The organism is Thermomonospora curvata DSM 43183 (genome assembly GCF_000024385.1).
Classification (GTDB): Bacteria; Actinomycetota; Actinomycetes; order Streptosporangiales; family Streptosporangiaceae; genus Thermomonospora; species Thermomonospora curvata.
The window spans coordinates 5390842-5415644 of sequence record NC_013510.1 but is presented as its reverse complement, the minus strand read 5'-3'; the positions used below and the strand labels follow the sequence as shown (position 1 = coordinate 5415644).

General features: G+C 70.9%; 19 protein-coding genes. 11 read left to right on the top strand and 8 right to left on the bottom strand.

Translation table 11 applies throughout. The features are described 5' to 3' along the window. Positions 1-43: 43 nt before the first annotated feature. Together TCUR_RS23430 and TCUR_RS23425 are read left to right on the top strand one after the other, a co-directional pair. A complete protein-coding gene (locus TCUR_RS23430; protein WP_012855075.1) occupies positions 44-4195 on the top strand; it encodes a SpoIIE family protein phosphatase in 4152 nt (1383 codons plus the stop codon). Next, on the top strand, positions 4192-4488 hold the full coding sequence (locus tag TCUR_RS23425; RefSeq protein ID WP_012855074.1) for an STAS domain-containing protein: 297 nt from the start codon (positions 4192-4194) through the stop codon (positions 4486-4488). The genes TCUR_RS23430 and TCUR_RS23425 overlap by 4 nt, the downstream gene beginning before the upstream one ends. Here TCUR_RS23425 and TCUR_RS23420 read toward each other — a convergent pair. After that, positions 4485-5828: a GH1 family beta-glucosidase gene (locus TCUR_RS23420; RefSeq protein WP_012855073.1), complete on the bottom strand. Its 1344-nt coding sequence runs from the start codon at positions 5826-5828 to the stop codon at positions 4485-4487. The genes TCUR_RS23425 and TCUR_RS23420 overlap by 4 nt on opposite strands. Positions 5829-5990: 162 nt before the next feature. Between TCUR_RS23420 and TCUR_RS23415 the strand changes: the two genes are divergently transcribed. The 4 genes from TCUR_RS23415 to TCUR_RS28645 all read left to right on the top strand — a co-directional run bounded on the left by TCUR_RS23415 (position 5991) and on the right by TCUR_RS28645 (position 9486). Then, entirely contained in the window at positions 5991-6545 is a 555-nt protein-coding gene (locus tag TCUR_RS23415) for a TetR/AcrR family transcriptional regulator (protein ID WP_012855072.1), read from the top strand. A gap of 166 nt (positions 6546-6711) precedes the next feature. Then, positions 6712-7824: a ferritin-like domain-containing protein gene (locus TCUR_RS23410; RefSeq protein WP_012855071.1), complete on the top strand. Its 1113-nt coding sequence runs from the start codon at positions 6712-6714 to the stop codon at positions 7822-7824. 277 nt (positions 7825-8101) lie between these two features. Next, entirely contained in the window at positions 8102-8707 is a 606-nt protein-coding gene (locus tag TCUR_RS23405; RefSeq protein WP_041440335.1) for a hypothetical protein, read from the top strand. Between the two features lie 626 nt (positions 8708-9333). Beyond that, a complete protein-coding gene (locus tag TCUR_RS28645) occupies positions 9334-9486 on the top strand; it encodes a WD40 repeat domain-containing protein (RefSeq protein ID WP_353745310.1) in 153 nt (50 codons plus the stop codon). A 670-nt stretch (positions 9487-10156) separates the two neighbouring features. On the opposite strand, the gene TCUR_RS23400 is transcribed toward TCUR_RS28645, so the two are convergent. The 3 genes from TCUR_RS23400 to TCUR_RS28640 form a co-directional block, all read right to left on the bottom strand. Next, positions 10157-10486 (bottom strand): hypothetical protein, encoded by a 330-nt coding sequence (locus TCUR_RS23400; protein WP_012855069.1) that lies wholly within the window; start codon positions 10484-10486, stop codon positions 10157-10159. Between the two features lie 70 nt (positions 10487-10556). After that, the gene (locus TCUR_RS26745) at positions 10557-10772 is read right to left on the bottom strand and encodes a hypothetical protein (protein ID WP_012855068.1); all 216 of its coding nucleotides are present in this window, start codon (positions 10770-10772) and stop codon (positions 10557-10559) included. Between the two features lie 230 nt (positions 10773-11002). Then, positions 11003-11299, bottom strand: coding sequence for an RHS repeat-associated core domain-containing protein (locus TCUR_RS28640; protein ID WP_083789938.1), 297 nt, complete (start codon positions 11297-11299; stop codon positions 11003-11005). 888 nt (positions 11300-12187) lie between these two features. Between TCUR_RS28640 and TCUR_RS28465 the strand changes: the two genes are divergently transcribed. Then, entirely contained in the window at positions 12188-12727 is a 540-nt protein-coding gene (locus tag TCUR_RS28465) for a septal ring lytic transglycosylase RlpA family protein (protein ID WP_012855067.1), read from the top strand. 57 nt (positions 12728-12784) lie between these two features. Here TCUR_RS28465 and TCUR_RS23385 read toward each other — a convergent pair whose 3' ends face one another. Further along, entirely contained in the window at positions 12785-13150 is a 366-nt protein-coding gene (locus tag TCUR_RS23385; protein ID WP_012855066.1) for a nuclear transport factor 2 family protein, read from the bottom strand. A 291-nt stretch (positions 13151-13441) separates the two neighbouring features. On the opposite strand from TCUR_RS23385, the gene TCUR_RS23380 reads away from it, so the two are divergent. Further along, entirely contained in the window at positions 13442-13810 is a 369-nt protein-coding gene (locus tag TCUR_RS23380) for a YkvA family protein (RefSeq protein ID WP_012855065.1), read from the top strand. A 120-nt stretch (positions 13811-13930) separates the two neighbouring features. On the opposite strand, the gene TCUR_RS23375 is transcribed toward TCUR_RS23380, so the two are convergent. Then, positions 13931-14677, bottom strand: coding sequence for an IclR family transcriptional regulator (locus TCUR_RS23375; protein ID WP_012855064.1), 747 nt, complete (start codon positions 14675-14677; stop codon positions 13931-13933). Between the two features lie 1593 nt (positions 14678-16270). Here TCUR_RS23375 and TCUR_RS26735 point away from each other — a divergent pair. The 3 genes from TCUR_RS26735 to TCUR_RS23360 all read left to right on the top strand — a co-directional run bounded on the left by TCUR_RS26735 (position 16271) and on the right by TCUR_RS23360 (position 21213). Continuing rightward, entirely contained in the window at positions 16271-16696 is a 426-nt protein-coding gene (locus tag TCUR_RS26735; protein ID WP_148233108.1) for a hypothetical protein, read from the top strand. Positions 16697-16914: 218 nt separating this feature from the next. Further along, positions 16915-18708, top strand: a complete 1794-nt coding sequence (locus TCUR_RS23365) for a fatty acyl-AMP ligase (RefSeq protein ID WP_012855062.1) — start codon at positions 16915-16917, stop codon at positions 18706-18708. 138 nt (positions 18709-18846) lie between these two features. Beyond that, positions 18847-21213, top strand: coding sequence for an MMPL family transporter (locus TCUR_RS23360; protein ID WP_245536927.1), 2367 nt, complete (start codon positions 18847-18849; stop codon positions 21211-21213). Positions 21214-21222: 9 nt separating this feature from the next. Here the strand turns inward: TCUR_RS23360 and TCUR_RS23355 are convergent, their stop codons facing one another. Both TCUR_RS23355 and TCUR_RS23350 read right to left on the bottom strand, forming a co-directional pair. Further along, positions 21223-22479, bottom strand: a complete 1257-nt coding sequence (locus TCUR_RS23355; protein WP_012855060.1) for a glycosyltransferase — start codon at positions 22477-22479, stop codon at positions 21223-21225. A gap of 302 nt (positions 22480-22781) precedes the next feature. Beyond that, entirely contained in the window at positions 22782-24683 is a 1902-nt protein-coding gene (locus tag TCUR_RS23350) for an MFS transporter (RefSeq protein ID WP_012855059.1), read from the bottom strand. Between the last annotated feature and the right edge of the window lie 120 nt (positions 24684-24803).

Sequence of the window (24803 nt, the reverse complement as noted above, 5' to 3'; positions counted from 1 at the left end):
GAAGTGTCACCCTGTGGGGAGCCGCCGGGTGGGAGACGGACCGATGGGCGATGGCGCGCACGAGGATGCGGCAGCGCTGGTGCGCCAGGCGTCCGCCGAAGACGGCGAGATGGTGCGCCTGGTGCGCGAGTTCGACTGGGCGGCGGTCGGCATGGGAGACCCGGCGGACTGGCCGGCGGAACTGCGCGTGGCCTGCCGGATCTGCCTGAACTCCCAGTACCCGATGGTCGTGTGGTGGGGCCCGCAGATGCGGTGCATCTACAACGACGCCTACCGGCCGCTGCTGGGCGGCAAGCACCCGGCGGCGCTGGGAAGCCCGGGCGAGCAGGTGTGGGCGGAGGCATGGCCCCTGGTCGAGCCGTCGATGCGGCAGGTGCTGGAGAGCGGGGTGTCGATCGGCGCCCAGGACGTCCCCCTGGAGGTGATCCGGCAGGGATACCAGGAGGAGACGTACTGGACCTTCTCCACCAGCCCGCTGCACGGCAACGGCGCGGTCACCGGGGTGTTCACCGTCTGCGACGAGACCACCGAGCAGGTCGTCGCCAGGCGGCGGCTGGAGGCCCTGCGGCGGCTGGGGAGCCTGACGGAGACGCCCCGCAGCGTGCCCGAGGCGTGCCGGCTGGCCGCTGAGACGCTGCGCGAGGCGGAACGGGACGCGCCGTTCGCCGCGCTGTATGCCCGCAAGCCCGGCGGCGACGCGCTGGAGTTGGTGGCGACCAGCCCGCCGGGCATCGATCCGCGGCCCCGCGACGGCGGGCCGGGCGGGTGGCCGCTGGAAGAGGTGATGCGCACCGGGCGGCCGGTGGTCGTGGCGGATGTGGCCGAGCGGTTCGGGGAGCTGCCGTCGGGCGGCTGGCCCGTGCCGCCCCGGGAGGCGATGGTGCTGCCGCTGCCGGGCGGGGAGGACGGCCGGCCGGCCGGGGTGATCGTGCTGGCGGCCGGCGCCGGGCGCCCCCTGGACGAGGGCTACCGCACTTTTCTGCGGCTGCTGGGCCAGGAGACGTCCGCGCTGATCAGCCGGGCGCTGACCTACCGGGCGCAGCAGCGGCGGGCCGAGGAGCTGGCCGAGCTGAACCGCGCCAAGACCGTCTTCTTCACCGACATCAGCCACGAGTTCCGCACCCCGCTGACCTTGATCGTGGGGCCGCTGGAGGAGCTGCGGTCCAGGCTGGGACCGGCCGACCAATGGGTGCGCGAGAACCTGGAGATCATCCGCCACAGCGCGCTGCGGATGACCAGGCTGGTCGACACGCTGCTGGACTTCGCCCGCATCGAGGCCGGGCGGATGGAGGCCCGCTACCAGCCGACCGACCTGGCCGTCTTCACCGCCGACCTGGCCGGGGTGTTCCGGGCCGCCGTGGACAAAGCCGGGCTGCGGCTGGAGGTGGACTGCCCGCCGCTGCCCGAACCGGTGTACGTGGACCGCGGCATGTGGGAGAAGATCGTCCTCAACCTGCTCAGCAACGCCCTGAAGTTCACCTTCGAAGGCTCCATCACCGTCCGGCTGCGCGCCGAGGACGGGCAGGCGGTGCTGCGGGTCTCCGACACCGGGGTCGGCATGTCCGAGCAAGACCTCCCCCGCGTGTTCGAACGGTTCCAGCGGGTCAAAGCGGCGCAGACCCGTTCCATCGAAGGCAGCGGCATAGGGCTGGCGCTGGTGCGGGAACTGGTGCACCTGCACGGCGGCACCATCGGCGTCGACAGCACCCTGGGCAAGGGCACCACCTTCACTATCCGGCTGCCCTTCGGGCATGCGCACCTGCCCGAAGGCGAGCTGGTCCCCTCCACCGAGGAGGAAGTGTCGCCCACCGCCGACCCGTACGTGGAAGAGGCGCTGCGCTGGCTGCCGGGGGACCGGGAAGACGAATGGACGGACGTCTCCGGCCCGGCGGAACCGCACCTGGTGGGAGAGGCGGTGTCGGCCGGCGAGCGGGCCAGGGTGCTCGTCGCCGACGACAACCCCGACCTGCGCGACTACCTGCGGCGGCTGCTGCGCCCCGCCTACCGGGTCAAGACGGTGGCCGACGGGGAGCAGGCCCTGCGGGCCGCCCGCGCCGACCCGCCGGACCTGGTCATCAGCGACGTGATGATGCCCGGCATGGGCGGCCTGGAACTGGTGTCGCGGCTGCGGGCCGACCCGCGCACCGCGGACGTGCCGGTGCTGCTGCTGTCGGCGCTGGCCGGGGAGCGCCACTCGGCCGAAGGGCTGGCCGCCGGGGCCGACGACTACCTGGTCAAGCCGTTCTCGGCGGTCGAGCTGCTGGCCAGGGTGCGGGCGAACGTGGAGATGCACCGGCTGCGGCGCCAGCACGCCGCCTGGCGCAGCGCCCTGTTCGACTCCCTGCAAGAGGCGTTCTTCGTGATGAACGAGCAGGGCGAGATCATCGAGATCAACAACGCGTTCACCGACCTGCTCGGCTTCGGCCCCGAGGGACTGCCCTACCGGCAGCCGTTCCCCTGGTGGCCCGACCCCGACACCGAGCCCGAGGCGCACCGCCGGACCGCCGAGCTCGTCTCCAGGATGACGCGCCGCGCCAAGGGCAGGCACACCACCCCGCTGCGGCACCGCGACGGGCGCCGGGTGTGGGTGGCCACCGCCTACAACGAGGTCTTCACCCCCGGCACCGGGGAACGCCGCATCGTGGGCACCCTGCGCGACATCACCGCCGAGCGGGCCGCCGCCCAGCGCGACATGGCCCTGGCCAACATGAGCCTGCGGCTGTCGGGGACGGACTCCCTGCCGCAGACCCTGCGGGCGGCGCTGGAGGAGATGGCCGGCTTGTGGGAGCCCGCGCGGATCATCGCGGCCACCTGGGACGAAGGCGACCGGGTACAGGTGATCTCCGGCGGGGCGGAGATCGGCTGGGAGGACCTGCCCGCCCCGGTGCGCGCCACCATCGAGGACCTGCGCCGCCGCCCGCCGCTGCGCCCGGTCTCCTTCGCCGACCCCGCGGGCGTGGGCATCACCTTGGAGCATTTCGGCGGCCCGCTGGTGATCTGGATCGAACCGGACCCGCACCGCCTGCTGACCTCCGAGGACCAGCCGCTGCTGATCGCACTGTGCGGATACCTGAGCCAGGCCCTGCAGCACATCTCGGTGGTCAGCCAGCAGCGCGAGATCGTGCTGGCGTTCCAGCGCGCCATCCTCAGCCCCGGCGAGCTTCCCGGCGGGTTCTCCGCCCGCTACGAACCGGCGGCCCGGCCGCTGCCGGTGGGCGGGGACTGGTACGACGCGTTCGGCTTCCCCGACGGCCGCATCGGCATCGTGGTCGGCGACTGCGTGGGACGGGGCGTGTCCGCCGCGGCCGTCATGGGACAGCTGCGCAGCGCCTGCCGCGCCCTGCTGCTGCAGCTGGCCGACCCGGCGCTGACGCTGGCGGCGATGGACGGCTTCGCCGAGATGGTCCCCGGGGCGGTGGGCACCACCGTGTTCTGCGGCGTCCTGGACCCGCACACCGGGCGGCTGACCTACAGCAGCGCAGGGCACCTGCCGGGCATCGCCGTCCACGCCGACGCCCGCACCGACCTGCTCGAAGAGGGACGCGGCACCCCGCTGGGGGTGGTGCCGGGCATGCCCAGGCCCGACGGCGAGTACCTGCTGCCGCCGGAGACGACCCTGCTGCTGTACACCGACGGGCTGATCGAACGCCGCGACCGCTCCCTGGACGTGGGGATCGGCCAGGCCGCCGCGGTGGCCCGGCGGTACCGCCGGCTGCCGCTGGAAGACCTCGCCCAGCAGGTCATGACCCGGCTGATCCCAGAGGGCAAGGGCTATGACGACGATGCGGCCCTGCTGCTGTACCGCCGCCCGCACGGGCTGCACCTGTCGTTCCCCGCGGACGCGGCGCGGCTGGCCGCCGTCCGCGCCGAGCTGCGCCGCTGGCTGGAGGGCTTCAACCTCGGGCCGGCGCTCACCCAGCGGGTGCTGACCGCCGCCGGGGAGGCGTGCGGCAACGCCGTCGAGCACGGCCGCGGCGACCGCCCGGGCCGGCTGGTGCGCCTGACGGCGTCCGTCACCGGTGAGGAGCTGCAGGTGACGGTCGCCGACTCCAGCCGCTGGCAGTTCCCCCACCAGGGCGGCGGGCAGGGGCACGGCCGGGGCCTGGCGCTGATCCGCGCGCTGATACACCGGGTCGCCGTCGAGCACGGCCCTACCGGAACCACCGTCGATATGCGTATCGGGATCGCCCCATGACCACGCCACTGCAGCTCACCGTTCGCCGGCGGGACGACGGCACCCCGGTGCTGGCCGTCGCCGGCGAGATCGATTTCAGCAATGTGGAGACCTTCCGCGAGGCGATCGCCCGCGCCGCCGGCGACGACGAGCTGCTGGTGATCGACCTGACCGGGGTGCACTACCTGGACAGCGCCGCGTTGGCCGCGTTGTTCGCCCACGTCCGGCACATCGAGCTGATCGTGCCGTCCCTGCTGCGGCCGGTGCTGACGATCTCCGGGCTGGACGTCCTCACCACGGTGCACGTGGCCTAAGAGGTGCGCCTGGCGCGGGCGATGTGGTCGCGGTACCAGGCGAAGGAGGTCTTGGGGGTGCGGCGCTGGGTGTCGTAGTCGATGTGCACCAGGCCGAAACGGGGGCCGTAGCCCTCCGACCATTCGAAGTTGTCCATCAGCGACCAGACGAAGTAGCCCCGCACGTCGATGCCCTCGGCCAGGGCGGTTTCGACGGCCTGCAGGTGGGCGCGCAGGAAGTCGATGCGCTCGGGGTCGTCCACGGTGCCGTCGGGGCCGGGCGCATCGTCGTAGGAGCAGCCGTTCTCGGTGATGAGGATCGGCGGCAGGGCGTCGCCGTGGGTGCGGCGCAGGTCGCGCAGCAGTGACAGCAGCGCGTCCGGGACGACGGGCCAGCCCATGCCGGTGACCGGGTGCCCGGTGATCGGGACGATCTCGAACGGCAGCGGGCCGCCGGCGGGCGGGGCCTGCAACCGGGTCGGCTGGTAGTAGTTGACGCCCAGGAAGTCGATCGGCGCGGCGATCGCCGCCAGGTCGCCGTCGCGGACGTAGGAGGCCGGGTCGGGGCCGCCCAGGGCCGACAGGTCGGGCAGCGTCCCGTGCAGCACCGGGTCGGTGAACAGGCGGTTCATGAACAGGTCGAAGATCTGCGCGGCGCGCCGGTCGGCCGGGGAGGACTCATCCTGCGCCCAGGCGGGGGAGTAGTGGTTGGCCAGCCCGATCTTTTGCCGGCGGCCGTGCTCGCGCAGCGCGGCGACCGCCAGGCCGTGGCCGAGCAGCTGGTGGTGGGCGGTGGGCAGGGCGTCCAGCAGGAGGGTGCGGCCGGGGGCGTAGACGCCGAAGGCGTAGCCGTAGGCGGTGACCACGACGGGTTCGTTCAGGGTGATCCAGTGCTCCACCCGGTCGCCGAGCCGGCCGGCCACCAGCGCGGCGTAGTCGGCGAAGCGGTGGGCGGTGTCGCGCGACAGCCAGCCCCCGGCGTCCTCCAGGGCCTGCGGCAGGTCCCAGTGGAAGAGGGTGACGAAGGGGGTGATGCCGCGCTCCAGCAGCCCGTCCACCAGCCGTTCGTAGAAGTCCAGGCCCTTGGGGTTGGCCGGGCCGCGCCCGCCTGGCTGCACCCGGGGCCAGGCGATGGAGAAGCGGTAGGCGTCCACGCCCAGGTCCGCCATGAGCGCCAGGTCTTCGGGCCAGCGGTGGTAGTGGTCGCAGGCCACGTCGCCGGTGTGGCCGCCGGCGATGCGGCCGCTTTCGTGGCAGAAGGTGTCCCAGACCGACGCGCCCCGGCCGTCCTCGGTGACGGCGCCTTCGATCTGGTAGGCGGCGGTGGCCACACCCCAGCGGAAATCGGCCGTGAACGCCATCGGGCCTCCCGAAGAAGTGAGGAAAACTCGCATTTTATGGCGGGGGGCGGAACGGTTCGAAGACCGCCGGTAACAGGGAAGAATGAGAACGTGACGCCCACCCGGTCGACCCCCCTACGCCGCCGTCCCGCCCAGCGCCGCAGTGCCGAGCGCGTCCAGCGCATGCTCGACGCCTGCGCCGAGATCCTGGACGAGGTCGGCTATGACGGCCTGTCCACCACCCGTATCGCCCAGCGCGCCGAAGTGGCGATCGGCTCGGTCTACCAGTTCTTCCCCGACAAGCGGGCGGTGGCCCAGGCGCTGGCGCTGCGCAATCTGGAGATGTTCGGCGAGCGGGTCTCCCGGCTGCTGGCCGAGGGCGACTTTCAGCACTGGTCCGACCCGGTCGGCGGGATCATCGACATCTTCGTGGAGATGAACCGCACCGTCCCCGGCTTTCGGACGCTGCGCTTCGGGGACGTGGCCGACGTCAATCTGCTGGAGGAGACGGCCGACAACAACTCGGTGGTGGCCCGGCGGCTGCGGAAGCTGATCGTGGAGGCGTTCGGCGTGCCCGACACCCCCGAGCTGGCGCGGGCCATCGCCATCGCGGTGGAGGCCGCCGACGCGGTGCTCAAGATGGCCTTCCGCAACAACCCCGACGGCGACCCGGCCACGGTGGCGGAGGCCAAGCGGCTCATCCACGGGTACCTGGCCGGTCACATCGACACTCCCTGAGCGGGACGGCGCCCGGGCGGGAGTGATCTGCGACACCCAAAATGACCATGTGGTCACTCAGTGAGGTGATGGCCGCCGAAGTATGGTCGCAGCTCACTTTACATGCTAGGAAGACCTGTAAAGGCCGGTGGGAGCGCCACCCCCCGCCTCACCGAGGAGGCTTCCCATGAGCTCTTTCGACCACTACGTCACCGAACTCCCCGATGACATCTGGAAGGTCCCCATGGCCGGGGACGTCCGCTTCACCTGGGAGTACGACGACGGCCGGGACCGGTTGCTGGCCCTGTACCAAAAGGGCAAGGACAAGCAGTGGGACGCCCAGTCGCGCATCGACTGGGACCAGGAGGTGGACCCGACCAACGTGGCCGGGTTCCCCGAGCAGTTCAACCCGCTGTTCGGCTCGGAGATCTGGGAGAAGATGACCGAGGCCGAGCGCAAGGAGTTCGGCCGCCACAACGGCTCCTGGCTGTTCAGCCAGTTCCTGCACGGCGAGCAGGGCGCGCTGAACGTCTCGGCCCGCATCGTGCAGACCGTGCCCGACCTGGACTCCAAGTTCTACGCCGCCACCCAGTGCATGGACGAGGCGCGCCACGTGGAGGCCTACGCCAAGTTCATCCACGAGAAGATCGGGATGTACTACCCGATCAACCAGGACCTGGCCAAGCTCCTCAAGGAGGCCCTCGACGACAGCCGCTGGGACCTGGCCTACCTCGGCATGCAGGTGCTCATCGAAGGGCTGGCGCTGGCGGCCTTCGGCCTGTACCGGGACATGGCCACCACCCCGCTGGTCAAGCAGCTGCTGGCGTACGTGATGCAGGACGAGGCGCGGCACGTGGCCTTCGGCCGGCTGGCCCTTAAGGACTACTACGCCGAACTCACCGACAAGGAGCGCGCCGAGCGCGAGGAGTTCGTGATCGAGGGCTGCTACCTCATGCGCGACCGGTTCAAGGGCCGGGAGGTTTTCGAGAACCTCGGCCTGCCGGTCAAGGAATGCATGGAGTACGTCGACAGGTCCGACATGTACTCGCTGTACACCTCGCTGCTGTTCAGCCGGATCGTGCCCTGCGTGAAGGACATCGGGCTGTGGGGTCAGCGGGTGCGCGACGCCTATGAGGCCATGGGCGTGCTGGACAACGCCAAGGCCGACCTGACCGCCCTGATGAAGCAGGACGAGGAGATCGCCGACCGCTACGACGAGGAGCGTCACCAGCGGGAACTGGCCGCCCGGCGCAAGGAGGTCGCCGAGGCCATCGCGCTGGGAGCGGGCGAGACCGAGTAAGGGCCTTGAGCGCACCGGGCGCCCGGCCGCAGCGCCGGGCGCCTTTGCTTTTTGCCTGCCGGACTTGCCGCCATAAAACCCGGAATATCGCGGCGGCCGGTCGTTTTACTTTCCTCACCGGAGGATCACAAATTCCTCTTCGAATTCGTTGTGCTTGACCTGCGGATGTACTAGCGTGCCCGCTCGATGGTGCCGCTTGGGCCGCGGCGCATACACCAGGTCAAGCACATTCTCGGGGGGAAAGGTGAATCGATCTTTCAGTAATCTGATCCGGGCCTTGGCACTGGCTCCGGTGGCCGCGGCCATCGTGCTGATGGCGGGCTCGGCCGTGCCGGCGCGCGCTATGGCGGCACCGCGGCCCGGCGCCGTTGCGGTCCCGGTGCAGACCCTCGACCAGGGGCGGCGCGCCGAGACCGACTGGCCGAAGTCCGCCACCGAGACGCTGCTGTCGGCCCTGACCGGCCACGAGGCCCTCGGCACGGCCACCCGCTCCTTCGGCCTGGACCCGGCGCGTGCCGCGTGCCTGTCCGCCCCCGGCCTCGGCAGCCGGCTGTGCGGCGGCCCGCTGCTGCGGCCGGACGCCCAGCAGGCGCAACGGCCGAACGGCCGGCTCGCGGCTCCGACCGCCCCGCCCGCCGCCGACCCCGCCGGCGCCGTCCAGCCCGGCCAGCCGGTGTTCGGCGCCCTGGGCAGCCCGCGGGTGAGCCCACCGGCCAACGCCCGGCGAACCCCGGACCCGGCGGACGAGACCTCGACCGCCTCCGGCGAGACGCTGCCGGCGATCCTGCCGAGCGGCCTGAGCGGACTGCTCGGCGGCCTCCCCGGCACCACGGGGACTCTTCCTCCCTCGTATGAACCGGGGTCGGCGCTCTCGGAGGACTGAGCCTGTTCAGCACGCAGCTCTCCTGCAGTCGGGGACGGGTAAGCCACCGACGGGAACGAAGCCGCGGCCTGCGACGGCCCGGCACCGGGACCCGCCGGGGCTCCCGTCCCAGGCGTATGAGACCACGTGGCGAAAGGGTTCCCTGAGGTTCTTCAAGCGAAATCGAACGGGACGCACCAGGGCGAACCGGGCGCCGGGAATGCGGAAGGCGTTGCGGCGTCGCCCCTGAAAGCCGCAGAACCGCTGGGAGCGTCTTCGCCGCCGAATCGGTGTGCCGGTCGGATCCGGACCCCCGTCTCCTGGCTGTCGCCACTCACGCCGATGACCGGATGGTAAGCGCCTGCTCGTCCGGGGAAAAGACGCCGCCCCTCTCAGACGGCGCCAAGGCCTTGGGCCAGGCCACTATGAGCCCGAAGCCGGATCGGCGTCATCGTCCAAGCCGCACCCGTCCTCAACGATGCTTGGCAGTGACTTTCGCTGAGAAAGCCCCACCGGAGGCCAGACGGGCATTGACTACGGCAGGCTCCGTCTCCGTGCCGCCCTCACCGGGCACAAAGAGTGGGTCAACTCACTGATGTTCAGCCCCGAATGGCCTCACTCTCGCCACTGCAGGTGGTGACGACACTGTGAAAGTGTGTGAGGCCGGGACTGGCTGGCTTTTTGCAGCCTGCACCGAATATGGACGCCTAATCTGGTTGGTGGCTTTCAGTCCTAACGGCACTGTCCTCGCCACCGCAAGCGACGACTCCACCGCGAAGCCACGGCGGGTAGCGAACTGAAATTCTCTCATAATGAGAATTGGCCCCAGGTATTGCCCGGGAGCAGGGCGGCGTGGACGCGCCGATCCCGCCGTGGGCTCACGGTGACATGACACACCGAGCCGGGCGGGTAATCGGTGCCGCACCCGGAAGGCGGTGCACCACACCAGCGGCGCTTGCCGGAACGGCCCCAAGGCATCGGAGTCCCCTTGAGGTGCCGGGTAGGCCGCAAGCAGCCGGACCGGATACCGGCCCGCAGGACGGGGAACGTCGAGCATGGCACGGTAGGGAACCCCGAGCCCTTGGATGTTGGGTGGATCCGGTGGCGAGGGCATCTGTTGTCAAGGTCTTTGCGATTTGCAGAGAGCAACGACGTGATGTCCCCGACGTTCTCGGTGCCCTCGGTGCATGCTTCGTCCCCGGGACTGCACCGTGCCGTTTCACCCTGGGGTGAGGGTGTGCTCGTCCGCTCTCTGTAGGCGCATTTCCCTGCTCTCCGGTGGTGTGGCCCTCCGTGCGTCGCCCGCCGCTGCCTCGCCCTCTCCCAGTGTCCTTGCGCGTGCCTCCGGGGTCTCGGCGACATCGATCGTTGAGCAAGCCTCGCCGGGAGTCCCGGTGGGCTCGGCGTCACCCCTGGACCCTGCCGGCCTTCGGGTGACGCTGGACGGTGATTTCCGTTCAGGGAGCCCCACTATTCATTCGGGATCCAATTGTATGAATAAAAGGCGGCGTCCATGTCCTGGTAGGCGCGGCGTATCAACTCCAATGTCTGCTCACGAGGAATCATGTTCCGTCTTGGGTATTCTTCGAGAAGCCCGCCCACATGCATCTCGAGCATCTCTTCTTCATCGGATGTCTCGAGAAAGTATGATGTCCCCTCATACAAGTACTCGGGCAAGGCGTAATCGCCGTCGACGTCGATCATCAAGTACTTGTCTGCTTCTTCATCCTCGCAGGAGATGGTGAAGGGGCTGGAGTGATCGATAGAGTGAAAGACCTCATCCAGCTCCTCTATCCTCACTTTTCTGTGGTCGTCGGGGCTGTGGTAGTCATAGTGCTGTATGGATATGGTGGGTATCGGACTTCCGACATCATCGCAATCTGATGAACTTGTCTATTGCCCTAGCGTAGTAGCCCGCCATGAGGATCGCCCCGTATTTTGCCTGTTCCCGCACCTTAAGGCAATCCAGGTTCAGCCGCCTCGCATAGCCCGCCATGCTGTTGAAGTAGTGCGGACACACATCCCTGTCGACGTAGAGGATGGTTTCCTCTGCTGTTCCTGAAGGTCTTTTCTTGAGAAAATACATCCCCTCTGCGGGGTCCTCCTAGGAGGGTCGCGCGATGCCATTTCCAGGATGGGGAGTAGGGCGAGGAGTCCCGCCGTTCATGCCATGATAGGAATTCTCTTTATGGTCGAGCCTGGCGAAAGTGTGTTCCTTTATCTCTTCCTTGAGAATCACGCGGTGGAAGGTTTCGCCCGGTCCGGACGGTAGACCGAGTCCTCTCCGTAGATTCCTCAGGTCGCCGCTTACGACCTCTACCGCCGCCCGCCGTTGTGCTGGAGCGCATGGCCCAGGCCTAGAAGGTCTGCCCGGGTGGTGGGGTTGAGAACGTAGGCGTGCGGGTCGGGTTGGAGGGCGAGTCCTAGGGGGTCGGGGCTGAGGTACCGCCCGATGCAGGGGTCGTAGTAGCGCTGGTGGTTCTTCAGCAGTGTCCGCCACAGCCCATTCCGTCCGTTCGGGGTGCTCGGTGATGCCGCAGGTGATCCACTCGGCCTCGGCGATGTCGTCTTCGGCCGCCACCTCCGCGAGCCGCGATGCCACCATGAAGGCATGGCGGGGCGCGGATAGCAGCCGACTTTCGCCTCCGGAACCGGCCACGACCTTGGGCGGCCTCGGCCGCAGGCCGGTGGAGCGGACCGAAGGGTCCCTGGCGCAACCCGAAGACCCCCGGCTCGGCATCCAAGGTGACCGTGGCTATGGCCGCTCCCAGGCGTATCCCCTTGGGGTGACGGGTCACCGATCGTCTCTACGGTTCTCCGGCACGCCCATGGTCGAAGAGCAGCGGCACCGCTTCCTCCGCCCCCTCTAACGCGTGCTTCGTCCTGGTATGTCCTGTTCGAAGGCGGTGAGAGAGTCTCGCCGAGTGTCTCGACCCTTCCCGGGGCGGCGGGTCCGTCAAAGTGTGAAACAGCAGCTCAAAGGGGGTGTGCTCGGGAAGTCTCGGACTGGGTGCCCCTTGCTGTTTCCTGGCGGATATAGTTCTGTTATCTCCGCGAGATGGGCATGGTGGTGCGCGTAAAAATGATCTTGAATTTGGTCACAATGTGCACATGAGTGAATTCATATTGCGCAAGAATGGCGTGACAAACCCCACAAAACCCCCTGCGGGGTCTTGCGCCGTGGCGGAGAGTGCGTACGGTCTTGGACCTGTGCGCGGTCTCGGTGAACCGGAGACACCGGAATGCGAAAAAACCGATGCCGCGCCTGCCGGACGCAATTACATGTCCGCAATGACGCGGGCCTGCCGGCCTGCGGGCGGGGGAGGTTGATCCCCTGTGCGCAGCCGGATCGGCGCGGTTTTTTCGTCCGCCGGCCGCTTCGGTCGCAGCGGGTGGGAAAACGCGCACCGCCGTCGTGGCGCCCTTTGCGCGGCGTGACCACAGCGCCGGGGCGGGCGGCGGAGGCGTCCGGGGTCCTGTCCCCGATCAAAGGATCTTTTCGTGCGTGCTCGTCTTCGCACCGTCCTGATCGTTTCCACTGCGGCGCTCGCGGCTTTGGCGGCCGGGGCCTGGGTGCTGCGCAACGGCACCGAACCGGCCCGGGCCGCGGCGGTGCCGCCCGTCGTTCCCGGCCCGCCGGGCGGAGGGCCGCCGGCGCACCGGGAGACCTCTGAACCCGCACTCGCGTCGAAGACCGCCCGGCAGAGCCCTGCCGTGCGCAAGAAGCGGAAGCGAACCCGTTACCGGGTCGTCGGCTCCGGCAAGTGCCGGGCGTCCTACTACTGGGAAGGACAGACCACCGCCAGCGGTGAGCGGTTCGATCCCGGCGCGCTCACCGCCGCGCATCGGACCCTGCCGATGAACTCCAAGGTCAAGGTCACCAACCTCAACAACGGCAAGTCGGTCGTCGTCCGCATCAACGACCGCGGCCCCTTCGTCGGCGGGCGCTGCCTGGACCTGTCGCGCGCCGCGATGGCCTCGATCGGCGGCACCCGCGCCGGGGTCGTCCCGGTCGAATACCAGGTGCTCGCCAAGGCGTGAGGCCGGGGCCGGTCACGGCGGCGCAACCGCCGCCGTGACCGCCGCGGGCGGCCGCTTTCAGACCGCCTCGTCGGGAAACAGCGACTCGCGCCGCACGATCCGCCCGTCGCGGAAGTGGTGCCAGTCGGTGAAACGCAGCCGCACCTGCCGGCCGTCGCGCAGCCGCCCCTCGAACCGGCCGCGGACCGCCACCCAGTCGGTGCCGGGCAGCACCTGGTCCAGGAAGTGCCGGCCGGACTCGATGATGCGCTCGTGCTCGTAGAAACGCCGCAGGGCCTCGATCCCCACGATGGTCGGAGTGCCCTGCCGCTCGTAGACGATGTTCTCGTCGAACAGCGCCAGCATCTCCTCCAGCCGGTGCGCGTCGACGTGCTCGTAGTAGCTGCGGACGATGGACTCGAGTGTGGTCGTGGCGTGCGCCATTACGGGCTCCCAAAGGGGGTGAAGAGCTCCGGGACCGGTCGAAGATCGACAGTGGCGCACGCTACATCCCGCAAGCTGCGGCTTCCAGAGGGAGTGACGAGATCGCGCGGAAATGTGGCGTCTTTGCCAGAAGGGCGGCCGAACACTTGTCGCGGCTGTCTTGACCCGCCCGGCGAGGACGCGCTAGCAGGCCGGTGCGCCCGAGGTGGGAACTAATGAGGGGTTTGGGGCGTCTTATCAGAGCGTGGGCGCCTCGGGGGCGCGTCCACCCCCTGCTTTCGGAGGACGATCATGCGCGTGAGCCGGCGAGTGGTGGCGGCGGGCCAGGCGTGGCGGATCTACAGCGAGACCACCCGGCCGGGGGCCCCGAGCCTGGGCGCGCGGCTGCGGGCGCTGCCCGGCATGATCCGCGACGTGCTGCGCGGCGAGTACCGCGGGCTGGGCCGCGGCAGGCTGGCGCTGCTGGCCGCCGGGCTGGTGTACCTGGTCTCCCCGCTGGACGCCGTCCCGGAGTTCATCCCCTTCCTCGGGGTCGCCGACGACCTGGGCGTGGCGCTGTGGATGCTGGGCACGCTGGTGTCGGCCACGGGCGACTACGTTCACTGGCGGCGCGGCCGTCCCCGCGTGCTGACCGGGGAGGTCGCCGCCGGCGCGCGGTGAGCGGTCATCGAACCTTTGCCGACGCGTGGCCTTAGGTGCCGGGACGTATCCAGGCCACATGGCATCGGCCCTCACCGCGATGACCCGTCTCGACCTGCAGAGACGGTGCGGTGAGAAGGCTCACTGCCCCGGTGTCAGGTCGCGGACGAAGTCCGCGGCGACCCGGCGCATGATCGGCACCACGTCGGCCACCATCTCCCGGGTCAGCCTGCCGGACGGGCCGGAGACCGAGATCGCCGTCGGGGTCGGCGCGTCCGGCAGCGGCACCGCCACGCAGCGCACGCCGATCTCCTGCTCCTCGTCGTCGATGGCGTAGCCCACTTTCCGGATGTGCTCCAGCTGGGCCAGCAGCACATCCGGGTCGGTGATCGTGTGCGGGGTGTGGGCGGCCATGCCGGTACGGCCGATGATCTCCCGCACGGTCTGGGGGGGAAGCTGGGCCAGCAGCGCCTTGCCCACCCCCGTGCAGTGCGGCTGCACCCGCCGTCCCACCTCGGTGAACATCCGCATGGAGTGCCGGGAGGGCACCTGCGCGACGTACACCGCGGCGTCCCCCTCCAGCACCGCCATGTTGGCGGTCTCCCCGACCTCGTCCACCAGACGGGCCAGCGCGGGCCGCGCCCAGCTGCCCAGCAGCCGGGTGGCGCTCTCGCCGAGCCGGATCAGCCGCGGCCCCAGCGCATAGCGCTTGGACGGCCCCTGCCGCACATAGCCCCGGTTCACCATGGTCCGCATCAGCCGGTAGATGGTCGGCATCGGCAGCCCGGACCGGTCGGTCAGCTCCGACAGCGCCATCTCGCCCCCGGCGTCGGCCAGATGTTCCAGCAGATCGAAGGCGCGTTCCAGGGACCTTACGGCCTCGGCCACCGACGACTCCTCTCCCCGGACTGCCCGGTCCCGTGAATCGGCGGGCGTCCCCATCTTACGGAGAGTTGTTTTCGCTCTGCGGAACGAGGATCGGGCGTTACGCTCTGCGACCGCCGGGCAATACTCACAAGGCCCGGCGCCGGACGCGCCGACCCCCTGGCGAGCACCTCACCGTGTGGAAGGACGGCGATCGTGGCACTGGGGGAGCCGGCTTCGACCCCTTCCTCCGGGCGCACCACCGGGCGCGCGCTCACGTGCGCGGGGCTGGCCGGCGCGCTGGCGTTGGCAGGCCCGCCCCTGCCCGTCGCCGCGGCCCTGCAGGCGGCGCCGACCCGCGCCGAACCCGGGTCGGCGGCCTATGCCGTCACCGTCCGGCCGCACGGCCCGGTGGCCCGCGATGTCACCGTGGTCCTTCGCGCCGTGTCCGGAAGCGGCCCCGCGCGGCCGCCGCACTGGGGCGATCACCCCTCCTACTGCGTTCCCGCCGAGCCGGGCGGCCCGCTGCGCTGCACGCTCGGCGACGTGGAGCACGCCGTGACGATGCGGGTCACGCTCCGGACGTCCACCCGGGCATCGGGGCTGACCGTCGTCACCACCGTGGAGGATCGCTCGGGCTCGACCCTGACCGTGCGGGTGCGTCCCCTTCGGCCAGCCGGGACCGCGGGCGAGTCCACCGGCCGCTCAAGACGCCAGGACCGTTCTGCCGGGAGAACCGGTGATGAGCCCGTTCCCGAGGACGCCAAGGGACGCGCCGGGCGGGCGGAGCGGGAGAGCGGAAAAACCCGCAGCGAGCGTGCCGTGAAGGGCGACGGATCCGCCTCCGGTGGCGTCGGCGGCCATGCCGGACGGCCGGAGCGGAAGAACGAAAAGCCCCAACAGCGGAAGCCCCGCGGTGAACGCACCGCAGGGGGCGAAGGATCCGCCTCTGATGGCGTCGAGGGACGCGCCGGCAAGAAGCCCCGACAGCGGAAAGCCCCCGGTGAACGCACCTCCAACAGCGTCGGGGACCGTGCCGGGCGGCCGGAGCAAGAGAGCGGGAAGTCCCACCGGCAGCAGGCCCCCAGTGGGCGCGTCGCAGAAGACGGCAGCGGTGAAGGGCACGCCGAACGGCCCCAGGAGCCCCGGCCCGCGCCGGTGATTCCAAGGACCGCGCCCGCCCCCGGCGGGTCGAGGAGAGCGCCGGGCGGCCCGCCCCGGCCCGGGAGCGGGATGACGGCACAGCCGAACACGACGCCGGGCGGCGCCACCGTGAGCCCGGGCGCGGGACGGGGGAACGCGCCGGGCACCGCGGAGGGCTTCCAAGGAACGCCCGACCGGACGGCGGTGCCGGGCGTCCCGGCCCCGGCGCCGAGCGGCTCTGGAGGGACGGGCGGCCCCGGCGGGCGGACCGACCGGGAGCCCGGCCGGTCTCCGGTCGCGCCGGACGGGCAGCTCGGCGCCGCCGGCTCATCTCCGGCGCCGGCCACCGGGGGCGTGCCGGGCCGGTCCCCGGCGGCCGGAAAACCGAAGCAGCAGCCGCGAAAGCCCGCGGCCGAGCCGGCCGAGAGCGGTAAGGGGCATGCCCCGGGCACCGGGACGGACGGGCAATACCCCGTGCCCCGGCAGCCCGCGCAGCAGTACCCCCTGCCGCACCAGCCCGCCCCGCAGCGCCCCATCCCCCAGCCGCCGGCCCCGGAGGTGAACGCCGAGCAGGTGCCGGTCCTGCCGGTGCAGCCGGGGCAGGGGGCCGCGCCCGCCCCGCCGGGACGGGCGCCGGGCGAGATGCCGCTGCCGCTGATCACGCCGACGCCCCCCGTGGCGCCCTCGCCCTCGTCGTCGGCGCCGCCGCCGGTGGTGGATCAGCCGCCGAACATCGGCGACGGAAGGGTCGCGCTGGCCACCCCGGCCGGGGAGGACAAGGGCACCCCCTGGCCGGTGGTGCTGGGGATCGTGCTGGCGGCCGAGGCCGCGCTGCTGTGGATCGCCGCGTACCTGGGACTGTGGCGGCGACGCATCATCGCAGGTAAAACGAGCCGCTGAGACGCAACAGAGGGCCGGTCGTTATCACCGTCCTGACAAAGGACTCCTCCGCTAATGTTCGCGGTGAACGATGCGGGCGCCTGCGGCCATTCGGTAGTTTGCGGCGCGATGATCGCCGCCGCCGGGACGAGCGGGCCGCTCGGACCGGCTTCTTTGCTCGTCAGCCGGCGGTGCCCCTTCCTCCGGCGCCTTCCGGCCCTCTACCGGGAGAACGAACCATGGCACTGGGTGCGCTGCTTGCGGAACTGTCCCCCGACGCCCCCGACCGCAGGCCGCTGATCGAGCTGATCGGCCGCTGGGCGGCCGAGAAGCCCGACGCCCCTGCGTTCACCTTCGTGGACTACTCGTCGGACCCGCAGGGCACCCCGATCACGCTGAGCTGGGGGGAGACCGTCCGCCGGGCCCGGGCCACCGCGGTGGTGCTGCGCCGCCACGCCGAGCCGGGCGAGCGCGCCGCGCTACTGCTGCCGCAGCGGCACGAGTACATGCTCACCATGCTGGGCGCCATGTACTCCCGCGTGGTGGCCGTCCCGCTGTTCTCCCCGGACCTGCCCGGCCACGCCGAGCGGCTGCTGGGCGCCTACACCGACTCCGAGCCGGCGGTGGTCGTCACCACCCGCTCCGCGCAGCCGCACGTGGAGAAGTTCCTGGCCGACCACGACGTGCAGCAGCCCCGCCACATCATCTACGCCGACGAGATCGACCCGGCGCTGGGCGAGCAGTGGCAGGACGAGCCGATCGGCCTGGACGAGGTGGCCTACCTGCAGTACACCTCCGGTTCGACCCGCCGCCCGGCCGGGGTGCAGATCACCCACGGCAACGTGGAGGCCAACGCCAAGCAGCTGTGGGCCGGCTGGGCGCCCGAGCACCCCAGGCCGGAGCTGGCCAGCTGGCTGCCGCTGTTCCACGACATGGGCCTGATCTCGGCGATGGCGCTGCCGATGGTCAAGGGCGACCACGTCATCTACACCGACCCGGTGTCGTTCCTGATGAACCCGATGCGCTGGCTGGAGATGCTCTCCGGCCGCGAGTGGGTCTACACCGCCGGGCCGAACTTCGCCTACGACTACGTGGCCAGCGTGGTCGACCCCGAAAAGATCGCCGGCCTGGACCTCAGCGGCCTGGTCACCTGCCTGAACGGGGCCGAGCCGATCCGCCCGGCCACGCTGGAGCGCTTCTATGAGGCGTTCGCCTCCACGGGGCTGCGCAAGGGCGCCCAGGCCCCCGGCTACGGGCTGGCCGAGGCGACGGTGTTCGTCTCCGCCGCCGCCGACACCGAGACCCCGCCCAAGATCGTCACCGTGGACCGGGACCGATTGTCCAAGGGCGAGTTCGTCCCGGCCGAGGAGGGCGCCGCGCGCACCAACGCGCTGGTGTCGTGCGGGCGCCCGGTGGGCCAGTACGTGGCGATCGTGGACCCCGACACCTGCACCGAGCAGCCGGACGGCAGGGTGGGGGAGATCTGGGTGCACGGCCCCAACGTCGCCGCCGGCTACTGGCGCAACTCCGAGCGCAGCCAGGAGACCTTCGGCGGCGTCCTGAAGGACCCGGGCGACCTGCCCGCCGGCCCGTGGCTGCGCACCGGCGACTATGGCGTGATCTACGAGGGCGAGCTGTATGTCACCGGGCGCATCAAGGACCTGATCATCGTCGACGGGACCAACCACTACCCGCAGGACATCGAGCTGACCGTCCAGGAGGCGCACCCGGCCATCCGGCCCGACCACGTGGCGGCCTTCGCCGTCGAGGGGGAGGAGACCGAGCGGCTGGTCGTGGTGGCCGAGCGCAACCGCCGGGTCCCGCTGCGCCGGCTCGACCTGGAGGAGGTCGAGAACGCCGTGCGCAGCGCCATCAGCGTCGAGCACGAGATGAGCGTGCACGAGTTCGTCTTGGTCGAACCTGGCGTAGTGTCACGTACCACCAGTGGAAAGGTGGCCCGGTCCGCGACCAGGCAGCGCTACCTCAACGGGGAGCTGCAGACCACGGCCGCGCGCCTGGCCGCCAACGCCTAGCGTCCCCGGCGCCCCCGCCCCCGCGCCGCACGGCAGTCGGCGCGCCGTCGCCCGACACCGGGGCCGCGGTAGGACTGAGGAGGATCATTGCTCGCGGGCCTCGGCCGGATTCTGCACCGGCGACGGTGGATCAGCCTGATGCTGATCGTGCTGCTCACCGTGGTGTCCGGGCTGTGGGGCCTGGGGGTGCTGGCCAAGTTCAAACAGGGCGGCTTCGAAGACCCGAAGGCGGAGTCCACCCTGGTGGCGCGGCTGGGGGTCAACTACTTCACCAGCACCACCCCCGACATCCTCATGCTGTACCGCAGCGAGACGATGACGGTGGACGACCCCCGCTTCAAGGCCGCCGTGATCACCACGGTGGCCCGGCTGCCCAAGCAGCACGTCCCGGAGATCGTCACCTACTGGGCGCTGCAGGGGGAGGCCGCCGACGCCTTCGTCTCCCGGGACCGGCACTCGACGTTCGTGTCGATCAAGCTGGCCGGCAAGGACGACAACGCCCGCCTGGCCTCCTATGCGGCGGTGCAGGACCGGTTGCAGGCGCCGGGGCTGGAGAGCCGGATGGGCGGCACCATCCCGTACGCCCTGGAGTTCAGCCAGCTGGTCGTCAGCGACATCGTCAAGGCCGAGATCTTCACGCTGCCGATCCTGCTGGTGCTGCTGGTGGTGGTGTTCGGCGCGGTCATGGCGGCGGTGCTGCCGCTGATCGTGGCGGTGTTCGCCATCATCGGCGGGCTGGCCGTGCTGCACGTGGTCACCTACGTCACCGACGTCACCGCGATGGCCCTGGAGGTCGTCACGATGATGGGCGTCGGGCTGGCCATCGACTACTCGCTGTTCATCGTCAGCCGCTTCCGGGAGGAGCTGGCCAGGGGCCGCGACCGGGAGCGGGCACTGATGATCACCATGGCCACGGCCGGGCGCACCATCGCCGTCTCCGGTGTCACGGTGACCGCCGCGCTCAGCGGGCTGCTGCTGTTCCCGCAGATGTTCCTGCGGACCCTCGGGCTGGCCGGGATGGCCACCGTGATGGTGGCGGTGTTCGGCGCGGTGGTCCTGCTGCCGGTGCTGCTGGCGATCCTGGGGCCGAAGGTGGAGCTGGGCAAGGTGCGCGGCCGGCGGGCCCGCAAACGCCCCCGTAGCCCCGAGAGCGGCTTTTGGTACCGCCTGGGCCACAGCGTGATGCGGCGCCCGCTGCCGTACTTCGCCGTCACGCTGACGATCCTGAGTGTGCTGTTCATCCCGTTCCTGGACGTGCGCTTCACCTCGGTGGACGTGCGGGTGCTGCCCAAGGACAGCCCCACCCGGCAAGTGGTGGAGACCGTGCAGCGGGAGTTCCCCAACGGCTCGGCCGACCCGATCGACGTGGTGGTCTCCGGGGACCTGGTGCCGCGCAACTGGCGTCCGGCCAGCAAGAACGATGTGGTGCCGCCGTACCTGGAGAGCTTCCGGATGCGGCTGGAGAACCTGCCGCATGTGGTGCGGGCCGAGCTGACCGGCTATTCGGAGGACTACGGGGCGGTGCGGATCTCGGTCACCCACGACCTGGATCCGATGTCGGAGCAGGCCCAGGCGCTGGTCAAGACCATCCGGGGGATGACGCTCACCAACGACGGCTTCCCCATGCACATCGACGTGGGCGGCACCACCGCCGCGCAGATGGACCTGATGAGCAGCCTGCTGGACACGCTGCCGAAGATGGCCGCCTACGTCGGCACGCTCACCTTCGTGCTGCTGTTCATGTTCTTCGGCTCGGTGGTGCTGCCGCTGAAGGCCATCGCCATGAACGTGCTGTCGATCGGCGCGTCCTTCGGCGTGATCGTCTGGGGCTTCCAGTACGGCCACCTGGCCGGGGTGCTGAACTTCACCCCCAACGGCGGGGTCGAGGCCACCAGCATGGTGCTGGTCTTGGCGGTGGTGTTCGGCCTGTCGATGGACTATGAGGTCTTTCTGCTCAGCCGCGTCCGCGAGGAATGGGACCGCACCGGCGACAACCGGGCCGCGGTGGCGGTCGGCATGCAGCGCACCGGCGGCATCATCTCCAGCGCCGCCATCCTGTTCCTGATCGTCATCGCCGGGTTCTGGATGGCCAGCATCACCGTGGTCAAGCTGATCGGCGTCGGCATGTTCGTCGCCGTGGTGGTGGACGCGGTGCTGGTCCGCTCCCTGCTGGTCCCGGCCACCATGCGTTTCATGGGGTCGGTCAACTGGTGGCTGCCGCGCCCGCTGGCGTTCCTGCACGCCAAGATGGACCTGCGGGAACGCGACGAGGTCGACTTCGACGACGACGATCCCGTCCCCCCGTCCCCGCCGCCGCTGGCCCGCCGCCCGCAGCCGGCGTCCCGCGTCACCGCCGGGGCCTCCGCGCGCGCCGGTTCCGGCGAGCCGTGGCGGCCGTGGAAGGACGGCCCGCCGCAGCCCCGGCCGGCCCCGCCGCCGGCCAAGCCCCGCCGCATCGTCCCCAACCCCGACGGGGTCGGCTGGCATTGGGAGGAGGAGAGCTGACGCCCCGCCTCAGCCCGGCAGCAGGGACTCGATGACCTCGCAGGCGGCGGCGGTGCCGTCCTCGGCCGACAGCCGGCGGCCGATGTGCTCGGCGCCCAGCCGGATGACCGGGTCGTGCATGGCCTGGCGGATGGCCTCGGCCAGGCCGCGGACCGTCAGCTTCCGGAACGGGATCGGCTCGGGGCCGGCGCGCAGGGCGGCCACCCGCTCCCCCCAGTAGGGCTGGTCGCCGAAGAACGGGCAGACCACGGTGGGCACCCCGGCGCGCAGCCCGGCGGCGGTGGTGCCGGCGCCGCCGTGGTGGACGACGGCGGCCATGCGGGGGAACAACCACGAGTGCGGCACGTCCTCGACCACCAGGACGTCCTCACCAGAGGTCAGGCCGCTTTTGGGGTCGCCCATGACGACGGCGCGCACCCCGGCCAGGTGGATCGCGTCATGGATGAGCCGGTGGGCGCTTTGCGGGTCGGCCGGGACCATGCTGCCGAACCCCACGTAGACGGGGGGCGGCCCGGCCTCCAGGAAGGCGGCCAGCTCCTCTGAGGGGCGGTATTCGGGCTCGTCCAAAAACCAGTAGCCGGTCAGGTGGACGTGGGAGGGCCAGTCGCGGGGGCGCGGCACCACGGCGGAGCTGAAGCAGCACAGCACCGGGCGTTCGCGGTAGACGCGGCGCGGCAGGCCCAGCAGGGAGGCGGGCGGCAGGTGCAGCTGCCCGCGCCGCCACGGGTTGACGAAATGCCTGATCAGCACCCAGGCCAGCAGATCGACGGCCTGGAAGCTCACCCGGTTGCCCCACCGGCCCAGCAGCCGGGCCTGCGGCAGCAGCGGGTGCGGGAAGGCCCCGGTGGGATGGCTGGGCTGGTAGTGGATCACCGCCGAGGGGATGCCCAGGTGCTCGCCGATGTGCTCCCCCAGCCATCCGGCGCTGGGGGCCAGCACCAGGTCGGCGCCGCGGGCGGCCGTCAGGATCTCCCCCAGCAGCCGCTCGGCCAGCGGGCCGAGCACGCGCCGCAGCCCGCCCAGGAAGGCCACCGGGTTGCGGCCGCCGGCCAGCAGCCGCTGCCCTTCCTCGGTGTTGAGCAGGTCGGCGGGGTCGACGCTGAGCGGCGCCGGGTCGAGCCCGGCGGAGGCGATCAGGTCCGCGTAGCGGGCGGCGGCGATCACCCGCACCCGGTGGCCCCGGGCGTTCAGGGCCCGGCCGAGCGCCACGCAGGGCTGGATGTCACCGCGCGACCCCAGCGCATACAGCACGATCTTGCGGGGCAAGGGCCCTCCCGTGTCCATGGGCGGATCGGCACGCTACTGCAGGCCCGGCTCGGCGTTCCATACGGCCGGACCGCCAATCGGCGCCGGAATTTTGTGGATTTCCCAACAGCCGCCGCGGGCGGTTCTTGCGATGATCCGACGTGACGCCCTCATCACCGATGGGCCTTTTCCGGCACGCGGCCCAAGGCGCAGGGGATGGGAGTCCCGATGGCGTCCGGCACGGTGACGCTCCGGGGCGCGGCATCGTCCCCGGCCGTGACGTCCTGACCTGCGGCCTGCGGGGGTGGCGTGTCGAAAGAGGTTCAATGCTCCTCCCGTGACGGCGGGCCGTGGTCCGGGTCGTGGCCTGCGCCCCGATCCGGATCCACGGCGCCAAAGGAGCGGTCGTCGCCTGCGAGGTCGTCCTCGCCGGGGGGTATGACGGGTGGCCACAGCTCCACCGACGCCCGGTAGGCCCGCTCCCAGCGGGACGGGCCGTCCGCATGGCGCCAGGAGCCGGACGGGCCGGGGCCGCCCAGCGCCGAGGTGCTGTAGCGGGGGGAGCGCCGGGTGACCCGTCTGGGACGTCCCCCGCCGGCCCCGGAAGGGTCTGAGACGACCGGGAGGCCTTCGGGGAAGGTCGGGGAGGTCTCCGAGGCGACCGGGGCGGCGTAGGCCGGCGCGGCCACGCCGACCGGCTTCGGCTCGCGGGGCGGCGGCGGGTCCGCCCCGGCCGGTTCGGGCTCCTGCTCGCCGATCGGCTCGCCGGCCGGCTCCCGGGCCGGCTCGGGGGCCGGGCGCTCGGCGGGGGGCTTGGTCTGGCGGGCGCTGTCGGAGGCGGCGGCCTCCCGTTTGGTGGGCAGGGTGAAGGCGCTGATCAGCGCGCCCAGGACGACCAGGGCGGCGCCCACCAGCAGGCCCACCGCGGCGCCCTGCCGGAACGCCTCGGCCCGGTCGGCGCCGGCCGCGGCGGCGTGCTCCTGCAGGGTGTCGACGACCAGGCCGAGCACCGCGATGCCGACCCCGGCCGACAGCTCCCGGACCACGTTGATGATCCCGCCGGCCACCCCGGCCCGCTCGTCCGGCACCGTCTTCAGCACATACATCGCCAGCGGCAGCGTCAGCGCCGAGCCCACGCTGACCAGCGCGATCCCCGGCATCAGCTCGGGGAAGCCGTGCCCGGGGCGCAGCGCGGTGAAGGCGGCCATCCCGACGGCCATCAGCACCATGCCGACCGAGATCGTCAGCCGGGAGCCGACCTTGGCGGCCAGGATGAACGACACCGGCGTCATCGCCAGCACCAGTACCGCCGAGGGGACGTAGGCCAGCGCCGCGGTGGTGGGCGTGAAGCCCAGCACCGTCTGCATGAACAGCGCCGAGAAGTACATCACCCCGTTGAAGCCGATGCCCCACAGCATCGAGGTGGCGATCCCGCCGGTGAACGCCCGGTTACGGAAGAACTCCAGGTCGATCATCGGGTCGGGGGCCCAGGACTCCACCAGCACGAAACAGATCCCGGCGATGAGCGCCAGCGCCAGCACGCTCAGCACCGCCGGGTCGGCAAAACCCAGCTCACCGCCCGCGTGGAAGGCGTAGACCAGGGCGAACAGCGTGGTGGCCGACAAGATCACGCCCGGCAGGTCCAGCAGGGTGCCCTGCTCGTTGTCCCGGCCCACCAGCACCAGCAGGCCCAGCGCGATCACCGCCAGGCCGACCGGCACGTTGATCAGGAAGATCCAGCCCCAGTGCCAGTGCTCGACGATGAACCCGCCGATGCTGGGGCCGCCGGCCATCGCCAGCGACAGCGAGCCCAGCCAGACCACCTGTCCCAGCGCCCGCTGCCGGTCGGAGCGGCCCACGGTGATCATGACGAGGGTGGCCGGCAGCGCCAGGGCCGCGCCGGCGCCCTGCACCACCCGGGCGCCGATGAGCACCGCGCCGGTGTCGGCCAGCCCGCTGACCGCCGAGGCCGCGGTGAAGATCGACATGCCCACCACGAAGGTGACCCGGCAGCCGTACAGGTCGGTCAGCCGGCCTCCTGCGATCATCAGGCAGGAGAACATGAGGATGTAGCCGACCGTCACCCAGCGCAGCGCCGAGTAGGTCAACCCCAGGTCCCGGCGGATCGTCTCCTGCGCGATCGTGACCACCGAATTGTCGATGGTGATCATGAAGGCGCTGACGGCGACGACGGCCAGGGCCCATCTGTATCGGCCGCGAGTCAACTGGTTTTGACGGCGGCCCGCATCACCGGAAACCGCCGTCACCTCCTATACCGGTGCGTTCTATAGGGTTACGGCTCGCTTGCAAGGAGTCGCCTCTGCCCGGTCAACGGGGTGACTCGG